Here is a 20,803-nt window from a genome sequence, read left to right as displayed (position 1 = left end):
CTCCGCTGACGCCATTCCGAAGTTCAGCCACTGAGCCGGGATCAGGCCACCGGCGCCCGGAACAGCTTGGTTCCGGACGCCGGCAAGAGGCTGGCAACCGGAGCGTCAGTGAATGCGCACTGCCAGTACGTCACACTTGGCGCCGTGCAGCACGCCATTGGCCGTGGAGCCGAGCAGTAACTGGATGCCGCTGCGGCCATGGCTGCCTACCACAACAAGGTCCACCTCCTTGTCTTCAGACAGGTGGTGAATCTCGGACTCGGGCCGGCCCACGGTCACGATCTGGTTTTCCTCGGAGATACCGTACTCCTTGCCGTAGGCAGCCAGTTGTTCCCGTGCGGCCTTGTCGAGCTGGTCCTGCAGTTCGCTCAGGTCCATCGGGATATCGCCCCCATAGGCATAGCCAACCGGTTCCACCACGTGAGCCAACAACAGTTGGGCATTGTGCTGTTCACTCAGGGCGACGGCTTTCTTGAGCACCTGGGGAGCTTCCTCGGTAAGGTCGATCGCTACCATGATTTTGCTGTAGACAGACATAGACACTACTCCTTGTTCACTGGGGAGTGGGGCACGGGTTTAGCGTTGCTCACTCCGGGATAATTACCAACACTTTAGGCAAGTTTACACCACTGTAAACTGACTGGGGTCAAATAACGAAAAACGGGCCACCCGAAGATGGCCCGTTTATCATCAAACTGTGCCGGCAAAGAGCGTGGTCAGGCGTTTTCCAGCGACGAAACGGCTGAATCCAGTTCGTCCAGGATGGACCGGGAGTACCGTTCGATCACGAATACCACGTTCTGTTTGTTGTAATTGATGTAGGAATCGCGGATAAAACCCCACTTGGTCTTGATTTCTACGGCGGTGCCCCTCAGGTCTCCTTCACCGGTGGACATGACGAAGTCGCCGAGCAGGTCGTCGAGTTCGCGGGCCTGCTCATCCAGTGGCGCAAGGCCGGAGGCGCCTTGGAACGTCTGGGTAACAGGGCTGTATGAGCGTGCGGCATAGCGCGAAAGCATCTGGGCCATGAGCACGGATGCTGAGCGGGCGGTTTCCACTTCCGGCTTGACCGGGGTCTGGGAACTGTCGCGGGCCTGGGCGTAAAGCTCCTGGGCAACGTTGCTCAGGGCGACCGCCTGGTTGGCCATCTCACCCACCAGACGCAGGTCCGGGTAGCCGATTTCGGTAACGTCGCTGACGTTCTGGGCCATCAGTTCACTAAAGGTGCCGAACTCGGAGCGCAGGGAGGCAATCTGCTCGTCGGTCAGTACGTTGGCACCGCTTTCGGAAACGGCCTGCAGGTTACGGGTGGCTTCACCCATGAGTTCCCTGATGGTGTCCCTGGCGGCGGAGTCATTTGTCGCGCTGTAACGGTAGTAGTTACTGAGCGCCATAAAGTTGTTCACGCGGAACTCGTGGAGGTTACGCAGAAAGGCAGCACCTTCGTCGGCATGGACCGGGAACGAGCTGGCCAGCAGCAGAACCAGCGCTGCCAGCACAGAAGGTAAGCGGAGGTGAGTGTTATTCATCGGGGCAGTACTCCATGGCGATGCGCTTTCTTGTTGGAATGGACTGGATCCGGTTCACAAAGCTAAATTAAGGCTTACGGCCGATCAAGCGCTACGTTACAGATTGCGACGCTGTTCCGCGATTTTACGGAATTTTGCAGTTTCCCCATTGGGTTTCAGCCCGGCCCCAAGGCCGGCGTGACGGGCCGTCGTCACAAACTCATTGACAAAATCGCCGTTTTTTCACAAGGTGTGCCCTCGGGATTCAAACGACTGTATGAATTTTTGGTCCTGACGCTGACGCCCTGCTGTCACAGGGGTGTCAGGGCAGTGACCGACAATCCGCTGTCAGACCGGTTCCGCGGACTGCGGAGCAGGGCACAGCAATCAACACAGACTGGAGATCAGTTGATGATTTACGAAGGTAAAGCCATCACCGTAAAAGAGATCGAAGGCGGAATTGCGCAGCTGAACTTTGACTTGCAGGGCGAGTCAGTCAACAAGTTCAATCGCCTCACCATTGAGGAACTGCGTGCTGCCACCGACAAGCTGAAGGCGCAGGACAACCTCAAGGGGCTGGTGGTCACCAGCAGCAAGGACAGTTTCATCGTCGGTGCAGATATCACCGAGTTTACCGACCTGTTCGCCGGCCCTGAGGAAGAGCTGATCAACAATAACCTCACGGCCAACGCCGTTTTCAACGACATTGAGGATCTGCCGTTCCCGACGGTCACCTGCATTAACGGCATGGCCCTGGGTGGCGGCTTCGAGATGGGCCTGGCCACCGATTACCGGGTCATGGACAGCAAGGCAAAGGTTGGCCTGCCGGAAGTGAAGCTGGGTATTTTCCCGGGTTTCGGCGGTACCGTTCGCCTGTCCCGCCTGGTGGGTGTGGACTACGCCATCGAATGGATCTGCATGGGCTCCGAGAACCGTGCTGACAAGGCCCTGAATGTGGGCGCTGTAGATGCGGTCGTGGAAGCGGACAAGCTGGTTGACGCCGCCCGTGCCATTATCGACCAGTGCAATGAAGGCAAGCTGGACTACCAGGCCCGCCGTGAAGAAAAGAAGGGCAAGATCCAGCTGAACAATATGGAAAGCATGATGGCCTTCGAGACCGCCAAGGGTTTCGTGGCTGGCCAGGCCGGCAAGAACTACCCGGCACCGGTAGAAGCCATCAAGGTCATGCAGAAACATGCCAGCCTGCCCCGTGACAAGGCCATTGAAGTGGAAGCGAAAGGCTTCGCCAAAATGGCCAAGACCAATGTAGCGGCCTGCCTGGTGGGTCTCTTCCTGAACGATCAGAAGCTCAAGGCCAAGTCCAAGCAGTGGGAAAAGGAGGCCGCAGACGTAAAACAGGCAGCCGTGCTGGGTGCGGGCATTATGGGTGGCGGTATTGCCTACCAGTCTGCCTATAAAGGCACACCCATCCTGATGAAGGATATTAATGAAGACGGCATCAGCCTGGGTCTGAAAGAGGCCAAGAAGCTGCTGTCCAAGCGTGTTGCCAAGGGCAAGATGAAGCCCGAGCAGATGGCTGACGCCCTCAACAACATCCGTCCGACCCTGAGCTATGGCGATTTCGGCAACGTGGACATCGTTGTGGAAGCCGTGGTGGAGAACGTCAAGGTCAAGGATTCGGTGCTGCGTGAAGTGGAAGACCAGGTGGCTGAGGATGCAATCATCACCTCCAACACCTCGACCATTTCCATCGATACCCTGGCACAGAACCTCAAGCGCCCGGAAAATTTCTGCGGTATGCACTTCTTCAACCCGGTACCGATGATGCCGCTGGTGGAGGTTATCCGTGGTGAGAAGTCCAGTGACCGCGCTATCGCCACCACCGTGGCCTACGCCAAGGCCATGGGCAAGACCCCCATCGTGGTCAACAACTGCCCGGGCTTCCTGGTGAACCGTGTGCTGTTCCCGTACTTCGGTGGCTTTGCCGGCCTGGTTCGCGATGGCGCCGACTTCCAGCGCGTCGACAAGGTAATGGAAAATTTTGGCTGGCCCATGGGCCCGGCCTACCTGCTGGACGTGGTGGGCATGGACACCGGCAAGCATGCCAATGAGGTGATGGCAGAAGGTTTCCCGGACCGTATGAAGACCGACTGGAAATCCGGCATCGACGTGATGTACGAGAACAACCGTTACGGTCAGAAGAACGGCAAGGGCTTCTACGCCTACGAGGAAGACCGCAAGGGCAAGCAGAAGAAGGTGGTCGACGAAGAGGCCTACAAGCTGCTTGAGCCGGTCGTCCAGGGCAAGAAGGAGTTTACCGACGAGGACATCATTGCCCGCATGATGATTCCCCTGTGCATGGAAACCGTTCGCTGCCTGGAAGACGGCATTGTCGAAGAGCCTGCAGATGCGGATATGGGCCTGATCTATGGTATCGGCTTCCCGCCGTTCCGTGGTGGTGCCCTGCGCTACATCGATGACATGGGCGTCGACAAGTTCGTCGAGCTGGCAGACAAGTATGCAGACCTGGGTCCGCTCTACCACCCGACCAAGAAGCTGCGTGAAATGGCGAAGAACGGCGACAAGTTCTTCGGCTGAACCCGGTAGCCTCTGAGCGCCAGACATTATCCGGCGCGGGTTCAGAGGCACCTGAACGAGATTTCCGAACGGAGAAAGATCTATGAGCCTTAATCCGAGAGACGTTGTCGTAGTGGATTGCGTGCGGACTCCGATGGGTCGTGCCAAGAACGGCTGCTTCCGCAACGTTCGCGCCGAGAACCTGTCTGCCGCGCTGATTGATGCACTGCTGGACCGTAATCCCAAGCTGAACCCCAAGGACGTGGAAGACGTGATCTGGGGCGCGGTCAACCAGACCAAGGAGCAGGGCTTCAACGTGGCCCGTCACATTTCGCTGTTGACCCGCGTGCCCCACGAAGCTGGCGCCCAGACGGTGAACCGCCTGTGCGGTTCTTCCATGACCGCGATCCATACCGCCGCCCAGGCCATTCAGACCGGCAACGGTGACGTGTTCGTGATTGGTGGTGTCGAACACATGGGCCACATCCCCATGACCGAAGGTTTTGACCATAACCCGGCGTCGTCCAAGTATTCCGCCAAGGCCTCCAATATGATGGGTCTGACTGCGGAAATGCTTGCCAAGATGCACGGCATCAGCCGCGAGCAGCAGGACGAGTTTGGTGCCCGGTCTCACCGCCTGGCCCATGAAGCGACCCAGGAAGGCCGGTTCAAGAATGAAATTGTGCCCATCGAAGGCCACGACGAGAACGGCTTCGTCAAGCTGATCGAAGAGGACGAGACCATTCGCCCGGAAACCACCGCGGAGTCCCTGGGCCAGCTGAAGCCGGCGTTTGATCCGAAAAACGGCACCGTGACCGCGGGTACTTCCTCTCAGCTCACGGATGGCGCTTCCGCCATGCTGATGATGTCTGCCGAGAAGGCCCAGTCACTGGGGCTGACCCCGATCGCGAAGATTCGTGGTATGGCGGTGGCCGGTGTGGATCCGGCCATTATGGGCTATGGCCCGGTACCGGCTACCAAAAAGGCCCTGAAGCGTGCCGGCCTGACCGTCGATGACATCGATTTCTGGGAGCTCAACGAAGCCTTCGCCGGGCAGTCCCTGCCGGTGCTGAAGGATCTCAAGCTGCTGGATGTGATGGACCAGAAGGTCAACCTTAATGGCGGTGCTATCGCCCTAGGCCACCCACTGGGTTGTTCCGGTGCGCGGATTTCCACCACCCTGCTGAACATCATGCAGGCCCGTGGCGGTAACCTGGGCGTTTCCACCATGTGTATCGGCCTCGGCCAGGGCATCGCAACGGTCTGGGAACGGGTATAACCCCGCACTGAAAGCAAGCCCGATAGAGCCCGGCCCAGTGCCGGGCTTTTTTGATGGTGGTGCTGCCAGGGCGATCTTTCGAGATATGCTATAGCTTTACCAAAAATCAAAGTATGGGTTGTCTTGACTTTGCTGACACTGTAAAACAGTGCACCTATGCGCTCCGGCCAGCCACCGCAGGCACTCCAGTTGGCTGATTTTTCTTGCGGTTTGAAGTCTGGCTGTTTATTGAACTGTTTCCAGGGGTAATGTCTCTGATATGGGTAAAAGTCTCGTTATCGTCGAGTCGCCAGCCAAAGCGAAGACCATCAACAAGTATCTGGGCAACGATTTCATTGTAAAGTCCAGTGTTGGTCATATTCGCGACCTGCCCGTCAGTGGCAGTGGCTCCACCTCAGACCCCAAGGAGCGTGCCCGCCAGGCCGCCCAGACCCGGAAGATGAATCCGGACGAAAAGGCTGCCTACAAGAAGCGTAAGGCCCGGGAACAGCTGATTGCCCGTATGGGCGTCGACCCCGACCATGACTGGCAGGCCCGCTACGAGATCCTGCCGGGCAAGGAAAAGGTGGTGAGCGAGCTCAAGCGGCTGGCGAAGAATGCCGACCACGTCTACCTCGCAACGGATCTGGACCGCGAAGGGGAGGCCATTGCCTGGCACCTGCGGGAAACCATTGGCGGAGAGCCAGACAAATACCGTCGCGTGGTGTTCAACGAGATCACCAAGCGGGCCATCCAGGCAGCCTTTGAAGACCCCGGCAGCCTCGACACCAACCGTGTAAATGCCCAGCAGGCGCGCCGGTTCCTGGACCGGGTAGTGGGTTACATGGTCTCGCCCTTGCTGTGGTCCAAGATTGCCCGTGGACTTTCTGCGGGCCGGGTCCAGTCGGTCGCCGTGCGCCTGATCGTGGAGCGGGAGAAAGAGATTCGCAGCTTTGTACCGGAAGAGTACTGGCAGCTGCATGCGGACCTGAAGAAAAAGGACACTCCGGTCCGGTTCGAGGTCACCCGCTACCAGGACAAGGCCTACCGACCGGAAAACGAAAAGCAGAGTAGTGAGCATGTCGCCCGCCTGAAGCAGGGCGAGTTCCGGGTGGCGAAGCGTGAAGACAAGCCCACCCGCTCGCGGCCGTCTGCCCCTTTTATTACCTCGACCCTGCAGCAGGCGGCCAGTAACCGCATGGGCTTCAGTGTCAAGAAAACCATGATGCTGGCACAACGCCTGTACGAGGCCGGCTACATCACCTATATGCGGACTGACTCCACCAACCTGAGTCAGGATGCGGTCAGTGGTGCCCGGGACTATATCGCCAAACAGTTTGGTGACCGGTACCTGCCTGACTCGCCGCGGGTGTACGGCAGCAAGGAAGGCGCCCAGGAGGCCCACGAGGCTATCCGGCCTACTGAGGTTACCCGGAAGCCAAGTGATATCAGTGGTCTGGAGAAGGATGCTGAGAAGTTGTATGAACTGATCTGGCGGCAGTTCCTGGCCTGCCAGATGGCTGACGCAGAGTTCCTGAGCACGTCCATCGTGGTCGCCAATGGCGACTACGAGCTGCGCACCCGTGGTCGTATTATCAAGTTTGAGGGTTTCCTGAAGGCGGCGCCCCAGTCTGCCAAGAAAGACGAAGACGTGGCCCTGCCCGACATCAAGGTGGACGAGGTGCTGGACCTCGCGAAACTGGACCCGACCCAGCACTTCACCAAGCCGGCCCCCCGATATACGGAAGCGAGCCTAGTCAAGGAGCTGGAGAAGCAGGGTATCGGCCGGCCGTCTACATACGCGTCTATTATTTCCACCATTCAGGACCGTGGGTATGTCCGGCTGCAGAATCGTCGTTTCTACGCGGAGAAAATGGGTGACATCGTCACCGAGCGGTTGACCGAGTCCTTCCCGAATCTGATGGACTTCGATTTCACGGCCCGCATGGAAGACGAGCTGGATGACATTGCCGAGGGCGAAGAGGACTGGAAAAAAGTCCTCAACGACTTCTACGCCCGCTTCCGCAAGCAGCTGGAAGAGGCGGAAAAGCCTGATGGTGGTATGCGCACCAATGCGCCCACGGAGACGGATATTCCCTGTCCAACCTGTGGTCGCAATATGCAGATCCGGGTGGCCAGCACCGGGGTCTTCCTGGGCTGCTCCGGCTACTCATTGCCACCGAAGGAACGCTGCAAGACCACCATCAACCTGGTTTCCGGGGACGAAGTGGTCAGCGCCGATGATGATGTGGAAGGTGAGGGCGAGAGCCGTCTGCTGCGCAAGAAGCGCAGGTGCCCGAAATGCGGTACGGCCATGGACAGCTACCTGATCGATGAGAAGCGCAAGCTGCACATCTGTGGTAACAATCCGGATTGCCCCGGCTACGAGGTGGAAGAGGGCACGTTCCGCATCAAGGGCTATGACGGACCCACCCTCGAATGCGACAAGTGTGGTTCTGAAATGCAGCTGAAGACCGGTCGTTTCGGCAAGTACTTTGGCTGCACCAACCCGGATTGCAAGAATACCCGCAAGCTGCTCAAGAGCGGCGAGCCGGCGCCCCCCAAGATGGACCCGGTGCCCATGCCGGAACTTAAGTGCCAGAAGGTGGACGACACCTATGTGCTGAGGGACGGGGCCTCCGGCCTGTTCCTGGCGGCCAGCAAGTTCCCCAAGAACCGGGAAACCCGTCCGCCCCTGGTGATGGAGCTCAAGCCCCATCGCAAGGAAATCGACCCCAAGTACGATTACCTGATGGACGCGCCGGAGAAGGACCCCGAGGGCAACCCCACCGTGATCCGCTATAGCCGCAAGAGCAAGGAGCAGTACGTCATGTCCGAGAAGGACGGCAAGGCAACCGGCTGGTCAGCCTGGTACGAGAACGGCCGCTGGGTGCCTCGGGACAAGAAGAAGTAGGTCGTATTGCCGCTGGAGGCACGGCCCCTCCGACAGACGCCCTTCGACAGGCTCAGGGCGATCGGTAGTTTGTGAGAGGTTCCCTTCGACAGGCTCAGGGCGATCGGTAGTTTGTGAGAGGTTCCCTTCGACAGGCTCAGGGCGATCGGTAGTTTGTGAGAGGTTCCCTTCGACAGGCTCAGGGCGTTCGGTAGTTTGTGGGAGGCTCCCTTCGACAGGGTCAGGGTGATCGGTCCAAAGATGCCTGCTCGCGGCTTTAGCGACTAAAGACCTTTTTTCCGTTCGCCCTGAGCTTGTCGAAGGGCCGTGGATTCTGTGGCTAAAAATCAGTTCTTCCGCAGTCTTTGTACCAGTGACGAGGTATCCCAGCGCCGTCCGCCCATCTCCTGTACATCTCCGTAGAACTGGTCCACCAGCGCCGCCACTGGCAGCTTGGCGCCGTTGCGGCGGGCCTCTTCCAGGCAGATGGCCAGGTCCTTGCGCATCCAGTCTACGGCAAATCCATGGTCGAACTTGCCGGCGATCATGGTGGCTGAACGATTCTCCATCTGCCAGGACTGGGCGGCACCCTTGGAGATCACGTCAATGACCTTCGAAACGTCCAGGTCTGCCTGTTCAGCAAAGTGAATGGCCTCTGACAGGCTCTGCACCAGCCCGGCAATGGCAATCTGGTTCACCATCTTGGTCTTCTGGCCGCTGCCAGCGGGTCCCATCAGGTTCAGGGCCCTGGCATACAGGCTCAACGTCTTGCTGACCCGGGTAAAGGCATCCTCCTCGCCGCCGCACATGATAGTGAGTTGCCCGTTCTCCGCCCCTTGCTGGCCACCTGACACAGGCGCATCGATAAAGTGCTGGCCTGCGGCAGAGGCCGCTTCGCTGAGTTCCTCCGCGATGCCGGCGGACGCCGTGGTGTGATCCACCAGTACGGCGCCTTTCGGAGCGTTGGCGATAATGCCATGATCACCCAGATACACCTCCCGAAGGTCCGGGTCGGCGCCCACGCAGGTCAACACCACATCGGCGCCATGGACGGCGTCTGCAATGGTGATACAGGCCTCACCGTCATACTCGTTAGCCCACTGACTGGCCTTCTCGGGACTGCGGTTCCACACATTCACAGTCAGCCCGGCGTTAGCCAGGTGCCCGGCCATGGGGTAGCCCATCACTCCAAGGCCTATAAACGCAATGTTCTTCATCCGCCGTTCTCCTGATATACAGCTTGTTGTTCGGTTCAGGCATCGATGATTACAGATGTATTCAGGATGTCAAAGGCGGGAGCGATTCAATGTCGGTGGTATTTATCGCCTAATTCAGTGGATTGGGGTTGGCGCTACCAAGAGGACTGGGGTGGGCGGGTAGTGGGGTGGTCTTTCAGAGCAGGGCCATGGATGGCCCGGAGCAAGGCCGGTCCAGGGAGGGGCCGTGAATTGCGGCGGCGAAAGACCACCCCACTGGCCGGCCGCCTTCTACCCGAACAAGCAGGCCCGGGCGGAACGAACACCGCAACCTGGCCAACGAGCCTTTCAGCCGTGACACACGGAAAAGTCTGAGTTCAGGCAAACAAAAAGGCCGTCAGGGAAACCCCGACGGCCTTCGAGTGACACATGCCCGAAAGGGCAGGGATCGTTACTTCTTCGGATAATCCCGCTTGTCGGAGCCGGTATACAGCTGACGGGGACGACCGATGCGGTAGTTGCCGGAAACCATCTCGTTCCAGTGGCTGTACCAGCCAATGGTGCGGGCCAGGGCAAAGATTACCGTAAACATGGAAGTCGGAATGCCAATGGCCTTCAGGATGATGCCGGAGTAGAAGTCCACGTTCGGGTACAGCTTGCGCTCCACGAAGTACTCGTCTTCCAGGGCAATCTTCTCCAGGCGCTGGGCAATCTTGAGCAGGGGGTCGTTCTCCAGGCCAAGCTCCTGCAGTACCTCGTGGGCAGTCTCACGCATAACCTTGGCACGGGGGTCGAAGTTCTTGTAGACCCGGTGGCCAAAGCCCATCAGACGGAAGGGGTCGTCCTTGTCCTTTGCCTTGGCGATAAACTGCTCGATGTTCTTCTCGTCACCGATCTCGGCCAGCATATCCAGCACCGCCTCGTTGGCGCCACCGTGAGCCGGGCCCCACAGGGCAGCGATACCGGAAGCGATACAGGCATAGGGATTGGCGCCAGTGGAGCCGGCAAGGCGTACAGTAGAGGTGGACGCATTCTGCTCATGGTCAGCGTGCAGAATGAAGATCTTGTCCATGGCCTTCGCCAGAACCGGGTTCGGCTTGTACTCCTCGCAGGGCACACCAAACATCATCTGCAGGAAGTTCTCTGCATAGTTCAGGTCGTTGCGGGGATACATGAACGGTTGACCGATGGAGTACTTGTAGCACCAGGCCGCAATGGTCGGCATCTTGGCGATCAGGCGGTGGGCGGTAATTTCACGCTGACGGGGGTCGGCCACATCCATCTGGTCATGGTAGAAGGCGGACAGGGCGCCCACTACGCCGCACATGATAGCCATCGGATGCGCATCCCGGCGGAAGCCGTGGAAAAAGTTGCGCATCTGGTCGTGCAGCATGGTGTGGTTCTTGATAGTGGTGTGGAACTGCTTGTTCTGTTCCGGTGTGGGCAGTTCGCCGTTCAGCAGCAGGTAGCACACTTCCAGGTAGTCGGAATGCTCGGCCAGCTGGTCGATTGGGTAGCCGCGATGCAGGAGGGTGCCCTTGGCGCCATCAATATAGGTGATGGCAGACTCACAGGCTGCTGTGGATACAAAGCCTGGATCGTAAGTGAAAACGCCTTCCTGGACGAGGCCGCGAACGTCGATGACGTCAGGGCCGACGGTGCCTGAATAAACCGGAAGCTCAATGGATTTGTCACCCACCGAGAGCGTTGCTTTCCTGTCGGTCATGGTGCTCTCCTGTTATCAGCGTTAGTAGCGCGGGAAGGCGCGTATTATTGGTAAACCGGCGGCAAAATATAGGGTGTTGGCTTTTTTTGTCAATGCGCGGCGAGATAAAACATTGTGAATCAATCCGGGCATGATACCCGATTGTTCGGAGAATGGCAGGCACCGGTCCTCCCGAGGCGGTTGTTTTCCGTCCCGAAGGCTTGATGAGACTGTTGTTTTTTCAGTCTCAAATTGCATTTGTCAATCATCCCAATAGCTGAGTCCGCGGCCTGATGTATCAGGGTTTTCCAGACTTGCCGGTTTGTAATTCCGGGGGGCACTCCTTATAATCCGTAGCCCGGAAACGGGGACATGCCAAGCCGGAACGCCGGCAACGACGTCGGCGGTTATGTTCTCCCTCCCGAATAACCTGTGCGGCCACAACGGTGTGCCGACAAGGTCATCCTTCATACCAACCATCCGCTCCGGTCCGTCCGGAAAAGCGGAGCAACGAGAGAGTGTGAGAGCGCTGTGAATAGCAAACGACCAGTTAATCTCGATCTCGGCAAGTTTCATTTTCCGCTACCTGCCATTACTTCCATATTGCACCGCATCAGCGGCGTCATCATGTTTGTTGGTGTTGCCTTCCTGTTGTACGGGCTGGACTTGTCATTGTCCGGGGAAGAGGGCTTTGCTCGCGTCAATGAACTGCTGGACAGCTTCCTGGCGAAGCTGATCATCTGGGGCATCCTGTCCGCCCTGCTGTATCACCTGGTAGCCGGCATCAAGCATCTGCTGATGGACATGGGTATTGGTGAGGAGCTCAAGAGCGGTCGTCTGGCGGCGAAGCTCACGATCGTTATTTCGGTGATCCTGATTGTTCTTGCGGGGGTATGGGTATGGCAGTGAACAGCGTAACGAATCTCGGCCGCAGCGGCGTTTATGACTGGATGGTCCAGCGTGTCAGCGCGTACCTGCTTGCACTTTATACAATCTTCCTGCTCGGTTTCATGCTGACAACCGACCTGGATTACGAGGCGTGGGCCGGGCTGTTCAGCCAGACCTGGTTCCGTATCTTCAGTCTCGGCACCCTGATTGCGCTTGGCGGACATGCCTGGGTCGGCTTGTGGACGGTTTCCACCGACTACATCAAGGCAACGCTGCCGCGGTTCCTGTTCCAGGCTATCTGCGGCACTGTGATGTTCGTATATGTTGTCTGGGGCATTCAGATTCTTTGGGGGCTTTAATAGATGGCTAATATCAAGACCATTTCCTACGACGCGATTGTTATCGGTGGTGGCGGTTCCGGCATGCGTGCTGCGCTGCAGCTCACCGAGTCAGGGCTGAACACCGCCTGTATCACCAAGGTATTTCCGACGCGCTCCCACACCGTCTCTGCCCAGGGTGGCATCACCTGCGCGATCGCCAGTGCGGATCCGAACGATGACTGGCGCTGGCATATGTATGACACCGTCAAGGGCTCCGACTACATCGGTGACCAGGACGCGATCGAGTATATGTGTTCCGTGGGGCCCCAGGCGGTATTCGAGCTTGAGCACATGGGTCTGCCGTTCTCCCGCACCGAGCAGGGTCGTATCTATCAGCGCCCGTTCGGTGGCCAGTCCAAGGGCCCGGATAACCCCACCCAGGCAGCGCGTACCTGCGCCGCTGCGGACCGTACCGGCCACGCCCTGTTGCACACCCTGTACCAGGCCAACCTGAAGGGAGGCACCACCTTCCTGAATGAGTGGTACGCCGTCGATCTGGTGAAGAACAGCAAGAACCAGGTAGTGGGTGTTGTTGCTATTGAGATTGAAACCGGCGAAGTAGCCTACATCAAGGCCAAGGCGACCGTTCTGGCCACCGGTGGTGCAGGCCGTATCTACGCCTCGACCACCAATGCCCTGATCAATACCGGTGACGGCATCGGCATGGCGCTGCGCGCTGGCTTCCCGGTTCAGGACATGGAAATGTGGCAGTTCCACCCCACCGGTATCCACGGTGCCGGTACCCTGGTGACTGAAGGCTGCCGGGGTGAGGGTGGTTACCTGATCAACTCGGAGGGCGAGCGCTTCATGGAGCGTTACGCGCCCAATGCCAAAGACCTGGCGGGTCGTGACGTTGTCGCCCGTTCCATGGTACTGGAGATTCTCGAAGGCCGCGGTTGTGGTCCCGACAAGGACCATGTTCTGCTGAAGCTGGATCACCTGGGTGAAGAGACCCTCAACCTCCGTCTGCCGGGTATCTGTGAGCTGTCCCGCACTTTCGCCCATGTGGACCCGGTTAAAGAGCCGATTCCGGTGGTTCCGACCTGCCACTATATGATGGGTGGTATTCCCACCAATGTGGGTGGCCAGGCGCTTACCCAGGACGAAAATGGCAATGACAAGCCGATCGAAGGCCTGTTTGCCTGTGGCGAAGCCGCCTGTGTATCCGTCCACGGCGCCAACCGCCTGGGTGGTAACTCCCTGCTGGACCTGGTGGTCTTCGGTCGTGCGGCCGGCCTGCATATCGAGAAGATGATTCGCGATGGCTTCGAGATTGACGCTGCCACCGACGAGGAAATCCAGAAGGCCATGGCCCGCCTGGATCGCCTGAACAACACCGACGAAGGTGAAGAGGTGGCCAAGGTCCGCAAGGACCTGCAGAACTGCATGCAGCTGTACTTCGGTGTGTTCCGTGACGGCGAAAGCATGGAGAAGGGTCTGAAACTGCTGGACGAAATTGGTGAAAGGGTGCGCCGCACCAAGCTTGCCGACCGTAGCAACGCCTTCAATACCGCCCGCATCGAGGCGCTGGAACTGGACAACCTTTATGAGGTTGCCTATGCGACAGCGGTTTCCGCGGTAGAGCGCAAGGAAAGCCGCGGTGCCCACGCCCGCAACGACTTTACCGAGCGTGATGACGAAAACTGGCTCAAGCACTCTGTCTACTTCCCGCTCGAGAAGCGGGTGGGCAAGCGTGACGTCAACTTCGCGCCAAAGACGGTTCCGACCTTCGAGCCGAAAATCCGGACTTACTAAGGGGGATAGATCAAGATGTTGGTAAGCCTTTACCGTTATAACCCGGAAACTGACAACGCCCCTTACATGCAGGATGTTGAGCTGGAGCTTCCGGAAGGCAAGGACCTTATGGTGCTGGACGTGCTCAATCTTCTCAAGGAGAAGGATCCGTCACTGGCGTACCGTCGCTCCTGCCGCGAGGGGGTTTGTGGCTCCGACGGCATGAATATGAACGGCAAGAATGGCCTGGCCTGCATCACTCCGGCATCCGACGTGGTCAAGCACGGCAAGCTTGTGTTGCGTCCGCTGCCGGGCCTGCCCGTCATCCGTGACCTGGTGGTGGACATGAACCTGTTCTACCAGCAGTACGAGAAGGTACAGCCTTACCTGATCAATAATACGCCGGAGCCGGCCATCGAGCGTTTGCAGAGTCCGGAAGACCGGGAAAAGCTGGACGGTCTGTACGAATGTATCCTGTGCGCCTGTTGTTCCACGTCCTGTCCGTCGTTCTGGTGGAATCCGGACAAGTTCATCGGCCCGGCCGGTCTGTTGCAGGCCTACCGCTTCCTGGCAGACTCCCGTGACACGGCGCAGGCCGAGCGCCTGTCCAACCTGGACGATCCATTCAGTGTCTTCCGTTGCCGAGGCATTATGAACTGTGTCAGCGTATGTCCCAAGGGTCTGAATCCGACCCGGGCGATCGGGCATATCCGCGACCTGTTGCTGCAGCGGGCCACCTGATCTGCGGTTTTCTGCAAGACCGCTATACTGTTCTGGAAGTGTCAGGCCGCCGGCCTGTATTCCGCCTGACTGAATAGCCTTCTACCAAAGGCGCATTGGCAGGCGGGGGCCGGTAAGGCAAGCTATCGAGCCGCAGCAAGTGCCCAAAAAGCGCTGCTGCGGCCCGATTCAGTATAAAAAACCACCGGGGAACGGAAAACATCCGTGTGCATTGTGGTGGCTACAGTCGATCCCGTAAAAACCCGTATTGACTGAGAAATACCCCTGGCCGACCATGATGAGCTCCCCCGCACCAGTCCAAGGTGAGCTATTCAAAATGCATGAAAGCATAATGGAGCAGTTATGGCAGACCTCCCATCTACAGGGTGGGAATCTGGCCTATGTTGAGCAGCTTTTTGAAACCTACCTGACCGATCCGAATGCCATTCCAGAAGAGTGGCGGAGCTATTTTGACAAGCTTCCGGGCGTCGACGGCAATACCCGTGACATTGCCCATTCCACCATCCGCGAACAGTTCGAACACATCTCCCGAAACCAGCGCGTCTATAGTGGCGCCGGTGTTCCCGCCTCCGCCACGTCTGACGCTGATCGTAAACAGATCCGTGTGCTCCAGATGATCAATGCCTACCGTTTCCGCGGACACCAGGAAGCGCAGCTTGACCCTCTGGGCGTATGGCAGCGGCCGAAGGTGGAAGATCTGGATCCGGGCTTCCATGAACTGTCAGATGCGGATCGTGACCTGGAGTTCCAGACCGGTTCCCTGAACTTCGGCTCCGAGAAAATGAAACTCGGAGACATCGTCGATGAACTGCGCAAGACCTACTGCAGCAGCATCGGTGCCGAATACATGCATGTGGTGGATACCCGCATCAAGCGGTGGTTCCAGCAACGCATGGAGCCCGTAAGGTCCCGCCCGGCCTATGAAGCGAAGACCCGCAAGCACCTGCTGGAGCGGCTTACCGCTGCGGAAGGCCTTGAAAAGTACCTGGGCTCCCGCTACCCGGGGGTCAAGCGTTTCGGTCTTGAAGGTGGCGAAGCACTGATCCCCTGTCTCGACGAACTGATCCAGCGTGCCGGCAGCTACGGCGCCAAGGAAATCGTTCTGGGCATGGCCCACCGGGGTCGCCTGAACGTGCTGGTCAACACCCTGGGCAAGAATCCGAAAGACCTGTTCGACGAGTTCGAAGGCAAGAAGATGGCGGACTCCGGCTCCGGTGACGTCAAGTATCACCAGGGCTTCTCCTCCAACGTGATGACCGAGGGTGGTGAGGTTCACCTGGCACTGGCCTTTAACCCGTCACACCTGGAGATCGTCTCTCCGGTTGTGGTTGGCTCTGTTCGTGCACGGCAGACCCGTCGTAATGATACCGACGGCAGTCAGGTGGTCCCGATTATCATGCACGGTGACGCCGCTTTTGCCGGTCAGGGCGTGGTAATGGAAACCTTCCAGATGTCCCAGACCCGGGGCTTTGGTGTGGGCGGCACCATCCACATCGTGATCAATAACCAGGTCGGCTTCACCACCAGCAAGCAGGAAGACGCCCGGTCCACCGAATACTGCACCGATGTGGCCAAGATGATCCAGGCCCCCATCCTGCACGTGAACGCCGACGATCCAGAAGCGGTCATGTTTGTCACCCAGATGGCCATGGACTACCGCAATGAGTTCAAGCAGGACGTGGTGATTGACCTGGTCTGTTACCGTCGCCGTGGGCATAACGAGGCCGATGAGCCGTCCGCGACCCAGCCGGTGATGTACGACAAGATCCGCAAGCTCAAGAGCACCCGTCACCTCTATGCCGGCCAGCTGGTCGACGAGGGTGTTCTCTCGGAGGACGACGCCAAGAAGATGGAGACCGAGTATCGGGATGCCCTCGATAACGGTGAACACGTGGTGAAGTCCCTGGTCAAGGAGCCGAACACCGAACTTTACGTGGACTGGACGCCGTACCTGGGCCACGAGTGGACCGCCAAGTGCAAGACCAGCGTGACCCTGAAGAATATCCAGCGTCTCGGCAAGAAACTGACCTGGGTGCCGGAGGGCTTCTCTATCCAGCGCCAGGTCCAGAAAATTGTCGAGGACCGCAAGAAGATGACCGCTGGTGCCCTCGGTCTGAACTGGGGTTACGGCGAGATGATGGCCTATGCCTCCCTGCTGGATGAAGGTCATCCGATCCGCATTACCGGGCAGGACGTGGGTCGTGGCACCTTCTCTCACCGCCATGCGGTGCTGCATAACCAGAAAGGCGGCGATACCTGGACTTCCCTGGCCAACCTCTCCGAGAAGCAACCCTCGTTCGAGATCTACGACTCACTGCTGTCTGAAGAAGCGGTGATGGCGTTCGAGTATGGCTACTCCACCACCACCCCGAATGCGCTGATCGTCTGGGAAGCCCAGTTCGGTGATTTTGCCAACGGCGCCCAGGTGGTCATTGACCAGTTCCTCACCAGTGGTGAGCACAAGTGGGGCCGCCTGTGTGGGCTGACCCTGCTGCTGCCCCATGGTTATGAAGGGCAGGGACCGGAGCACTCCTCCGCGCGTCTGGAGCGTTTCCTGCAGTTGTGTGCAGAGCATAATATCCAGGTCTGTGTGCCCACCACGCCGTCTCAGGTGTTCCACATGCTGCGCCGCCAGGTGAAACGCCCGCTGCGGAAGCCTCTGGTAGCCATCACCCCCAAGAGCCTCCTGCGCCATAAGGAAGCGACGTCCGATCTGGATGACCTGACATCAGGTACCTTCCAGACCGTGTTGCCCGAGAAAGAGCCTTCTGACCCGAAAAAAGTTACCCGGCTGATCCTTTGCAGCGGCAAGGTGTACTACGATTTGCTGGAGAAGAAGAAAGCCGACGGTCGTGACGACGTTGTCATCTTCCGGATCGAGCAGCTTTACCCGTTCCCCGGTGACGACCTGGACGAACTGCTGGCTCCCTACACCAAACTCAAGCATGCCGTCTGGTGTCAGGAAGAGCCGATGAACCAGGGTGCCTGGTATTGCAGTCAGCATCATATGCGTGCTGCGTTGCACCGCCTGAACCCGAAGCTGTATCTGGATTACGCAGGTCGCGACGCCTCTGCAGCGCCGGCAGCGGGCTACATGTCCGTGCATGTCGAGCAGCAGAAGAAGCTGGTAAATGACGCCTTTGAACTGTGACGAGCTACCGAACGTAAGGAATTGAAATGTCAATAGAAATAAAAGCCCCCGTTTTCCCTGAGTCGGTCGCTGAGGGCACCGTTGCCACCTGGCACAAGAAGCCAGGCGAAGCCTGCGAACGCGACGAACTGATTGTCGACATCGAGACCGACAAGGTAGTCCTGGAAGTCGTCGCGCCCGCGGATGGCGTGGTCGAGGAAATTATCAAGGACGAGGGCGACACCGTTGAGAGTGGTGAAGTGATTGGCAAGTTCAAGGAAGGCGCTGCCGGTGAAAGCAAGTCTGACGCCAAGGCGGATTCCGGCGAGGAAAAACAGGCTGAACAGAAGGATGAAGCCGCTTCCTCTGATGACTCCGACAAGGGCAGTGCTGCAGCGTCCGGCGATGCCATCCTGAGCCCGGCAGCCCGCAAGCTGGCTGAGGAAAACAGCGTTGACCCGGATTCCGTCAAGGGAACAGGCAAGGGTGGTCGCGTTACCAAGGAAGACGTGCAGGCTCATATCGAGGGTGGCAAGTCATCTGCTGGCAGCCAGAGCGCTCCCCAGCAGGCCGCAGCTCCCGCCGCAGACATACCTGCCGGCGAGCGCCCGGAGAAGCGGGTGCCCATGACCCGTCTGCGTGCCAGCATCGCCAAGCGCCTGGTGCAGGCGCAGACCGATGCCGCCATGCTCACCACGTTCAACGAAGTGAACATGAAGCCGGTAATGGAGCTGCGCAAGCAGTACAAAGAGTCCTTCGAGAAGCGTCACGGCGTCAAGCTGGGCTTCATGTCCTTCTTCGCCAAGGCTGCCACCGAGGCCCTCAAGCGCTTCCCGGCGGTGAACGCCTCTATCGACGGCAATGACATGGTCTACCATGGCTACCAGGATATCGGTGTGGCGGTTTCCACCGATCGCGGCCTGGTGGTTCCGGTTCTGCGTGATGTTGACGCCATGGGCCTGGCGGATATCGAGAAGAAGATCATCGAGTACGGCCAGAAGGCCAAGGGCGGCAAGCTGGGCATCGACGAGATGACCGGCGGCACCTTTACCATCACCAATGGTGGTATTTTCGGCTCACTGATTTCCACGCCGATCCTGAACCCGCCGCAGACAGCTATCCTGGGCATGCACAAGATCCAGGAACGCCCGATGGCGGTGAACGGTCAGGTCGAGATCCTGCCAATGATGTACCTGGCGCTGTCCTATGACCATCGTATGATCGATGGCAAGGAAGCGGTACAGTTCCTCGTCGCCATCAAGGAAATGATCGAGGATCCGACCCGCATCCTGCTGGACGTCTGAACCTATCAAACTCATTCCGGAGCCCCGGAGGCGTCACGCCTTCCGGGGCTTCCGCCAGATAACGGGATAGAACATGTCTGACAAGTACGATGTGATCGTCATTGGCGCCGGCCCCGGCGGCTATGTGGCTGCCATCAAGGCGGCTCAGCTGGGTCTGAAGACGGCCTGTGTGGAATCCTGGACCTCCGCGGACGGCAAACAGCAAGTGCTCGGCGGCACCTGCCTGAATGTTGGCTGTATTCCGTCCAAGGCGCTGCTGGAGATTTCCCACAAGTATGAGGAAGCCCAGCACGGCTATGCGGACCAGGGCATCGAGCTGAAAGATCTGAAGATCAATGTCGGCAAGATGATGGAACGCAAGGAAGGTATCGTCCAGCAGCTTACCGGCGGTATTGCCGGCCTGTTCAAGTCCAACGGTGTCACCTCTATCCATGGTCACGGCAAGCTGCTGGCCAACAAGCAGGTGGAAGTCACCGACCCCGACGGCAACACCAAAACCTACGAGGCGGACAACGTCATCCTCGCCAGCGGATCCAAGCCCATCGAGATTCCGCCGGCGCCTTTTGATGGTGACTATATTGTCGACTCCGAGGGCGCACTGGCGTTTGATGAAGTGCCCAAGCGCCTGGGTGTGATCGGTGCTGGTGTCATCGGCCTTGAACTGGGCTCTGTATGGGCCCGTCTGGGGTCCGAGGTGACCGTGCTCGAAGCCATGGATACCTTCCTGCCGGCGGTGGACCAGCAGGTGGCGAAGGACGCCCTCAAGCATTTCAGGAAGCAGGGGCTGGACATCAAGCTTGGCGCCCGCATGACCAATGCGGAAATCAAGCGCAAGCTGGTGTATGTGGACTATGAAGACGGCAAGAGCAAGGAGCAGGTCAAGTTCGACAAGCTGATCGTAGCCGTTGGCCGTCGTCCGAACACCGAAAACCTGCTGGCGGCGGATGCCGGCATCAACATGGATGAGCGCGGGTTCATCTATGTGGATGACCAGTGCAAGACCGATGTACCTGGCGTCTGGGCTGTTGGCGACGTGGTCCGCGGGCCGATGCTGGCCCACAAGGCCTCGGAAGAGGGCATCATGGTCGCCGAGCGTATTGCCGGCCATAAGCCCCAGGTCAATTACGACGCCATTCCCAACGTGATCTACACCTCCCCGGAAGTGGCCTGGGTTGGCAAGACCGAAGAGCAGTTGAAGTCCGAAGGTGAGGCCTACAAGGTGGGCACCTTCCCGTTCGCTGCCAATGGTCGCGCCATGGCGGCGAACTCCACCGGCGGCCTGGTGAAGATCATAGCCGACGAGAAAACCGACCGGGTTCTGGGCTTCCATGTGGTGGGTCCCCAGGCATCCGAGATCGTGGCGCAGGGTGTGATTGCCCTGGAATTCGGCTCCAGCGCCGAAGACCTGGCACTGACCTGCTTCGCGCACCCGACCCTGTCGGAGTCTGTGCACGAGGCAGCCCTGGCTGTCGACGGTGGCGCCATCCACAAGGCCAACCGTCGCAAGAAGAAATAGCGCCGGTGGTGT

14 protein-coding genes are annotated in these 20,803 nt (G+C 58.7%); 10 read left to right on the top strand and 4 right to left on the bottom strand.

All coding sequences use genetic code 11. The features are described 5' to 3' along the window. Positions 1–105 precede the first annotated feature (105 nt). Both ACESMZ_RS13520 and ACESMZ_RS13515 read right to left on the bottom strand, forming a co-directional pair. On the bottom strand, positions 106–537 hold the full coding sequence (locus tag ACESMZ_RS13520) for a universal stress protein (protein ID WP_372957223.1): 432 nt from the start codon (positions 535–537) through the stop codon (positions 106–108). A gap of 179 nt (positions 538–716) precedes the next feature. Continuing rightward, positions 717–1,529, bottom strand: coding sequence for a hypothetical protein (locus tag ACESMZ_RS13515; protein ID WP_372957224.1), 813 nt, complete (start codon positions 1,527–1,529; stop codon positions 717–719). A gap of 390 nt (positions 1,530–1,919) precedes the next feature. Between ACESMZ_RS13515 and fadB the strand changes: the two genes are divergently transcribed. From fadB to topA, 3 genes are all read left to right on the top strand, one after another. Then, entirely contained in the window at positions 1,920–4,067 is a 2,148-nt protein-coding gene (gene fadB / locus ACESMZ_RS13510) for a fatty acid oxidation complex subunit alpha FadB (RefSeq protein ID WP_372957225.1), read from the top strand. An 82-nt stretch (positions 4,068–4,149) separates the two neighbouring features. Then, positions 4,150–5,325, top strand: coding sequence for an acetyl-CoA C-acyltransferase FadA (gene fadA, locus ACESMZ_RS13505; protein ID WP_372957226.1), 1,176 nt, complete (start codon positions 4,150–4,152; stop codon positions 5,323–5,325). A gap of 259 nt (positions 5,326–5,584) precedes the next feature. After that, on the top strand, positions 5,585–8,218 hold the full coding sequence (topA, locus tag ACESMZ_RS13500; protein WP_372957227.1) for a type I DNA topoisomerase: 2,634 nt from the start codon (positions 5,585–5,587) through the stop codon (positions 8,216–8,218). 326 nt (positions 8,219–8,544) lie between these two features. Here topA and ACESMZ_RS13495 read toward each other — a convergent pair whose 3' ends face one another. Together ACESMZ_RS13495 and gltA are read right to left on the bottom strand one after the other, a co-directional pair. Continuing rightward, positions 8,545–9,414 carry an NAD(P)-dependent oxidoreductase gene (locus ACESMZ_RS13495; protein ID WP_372972774.1) on the bottom strand — a complete coding sequence of 290 codons (870 nt, stop codon included), beginning with the start codon at positions 9,412–9,414 and terminating at the stop codon, positions 8,545–8,547. 430 nt (positions 9,415–9,844) lie between these two features. Then, complete coding sequence (gltA, locus tag ACESMZ_RS13490) at positions 9,845–11,119, bottom strand: citrate synthase (RefSeq protein WP_372957229.1); 1,275 nt, start codon at positions 11,117–11,119, stop codon at positions 9,845–9,847. 510 nt (positions 11,120–11,629) lie between these two features. Here gltA and sdhC point away from each other — a divergent pair. The 7 genes from sdhC to lpdA all read left to right on the top strand — a co-directional run bounded on the left by sdhC (position 11,630) and on the right by lpdA (position 20,791). Next, positions 11,630–12,007, top strand: coding sequence for a succinate dehydrogenase, cytochrome b556 subunit (gene sdhC, locus ACESMZ_RS13485; protein WP_091848249.1), 378 nt, complete (start codon positions 11,630–11,632; stop codon positions 12,005–12,007). Further along, positions 11,992–12,345 (top strand): succinate dehydrogenase, hydrophobic membrane anchor protein, encoded by a 354-nt coding sequence (gene sdhD, locus ACESMZ_RS13480; RefSeq protein WP_091848248.1) that lies wholly within the window; start codon positions 11,992–11,994, stop codon positions 12,343–12,345. The genes sdhC and sdhD overlap by 16 nt, the downstream gene beginning before the upstream one ends. A 3-nt stretch (positions 12,346–12,348) precedes the next feature. After that, complete coding sequence (gene sdhA, locus ACESMZ_RS13475; protein WP_372957230.1) at positions 12,349–14,121, top strand: succinate dehydrogenase flavoprotein subunit; 1,773 nt, start codon at positions 12,349–12,351, stop codon at positions 14,119–14,121. A 15-nt stretch (positions 14,122–14,136) separates the two neighbouring features. After that, positions 14,137–14,841 (top strand): succinate dehydrogenase iron-sulfur subunit, encoded by a 705-nt coding sequence (locus tag ACESMZ_RS13470; protein ID WP_372957231.1) that lies wholly within the window; start codon positions 14,137–14,139, stop codon positions 14,839–14,841. A 316-nt stretch (positions 14,842–15,157) separates the two neighbouring features. Next, a complete protein-coding gene (locus ACESMZ_RS13465; RefSeq protein WP_372957232.1) occupies positions 15,158–17,992 on the top strand; it encodes a 2-oxoglutarate dehydrogenase E1 component in 2,835 nt (944 codons plus the stop codon). Between the two features lie 26 nt (positions 17,993–18,018). Beyond that, positions 18,019–19,275: a 2-oxoglutarate dehydrogenase complex dihydrolipoyllysine-residue succinyltransferase gene (odhB, locus tag ACESMZ_RS13460; RefSeq protein WP_372957233.1), complete on the top strand. Its 1,257-nt coding sequence runs from the start codon at positions 18,019–18,021 to the stop codon at positions 19,273–19,275. A gap of 73 nt (positions 19,276–19,348) precedes the next feature. Then, a complete protein-coding gene (gene lpdA, locus ACESMZ_RS13455) occupies positions 19,349–20,791 on the top strand; it encodes a dihydrolipoyl dehydrogenase (RefSeq protein ID WP_372957234.1) in 1,443 nt (480 codons plus the stop codon). Positions 20,792–20,803: the final 12 nt, after the last annotated feature.

Source organism: Marinobacter sp., from assembly GCF_041690615.1.
Classification (GTDB): domain Bacteria; phylum Pseudomonadota; class Gammaproteobacteria; order Pseudomonadales; family Oleiphilaceae; genus Marinobacter.
Note: the sequence above shows the minus strand (reverse complement) of the source record. Positions and strands in the feature narration are given on the sequence as shown.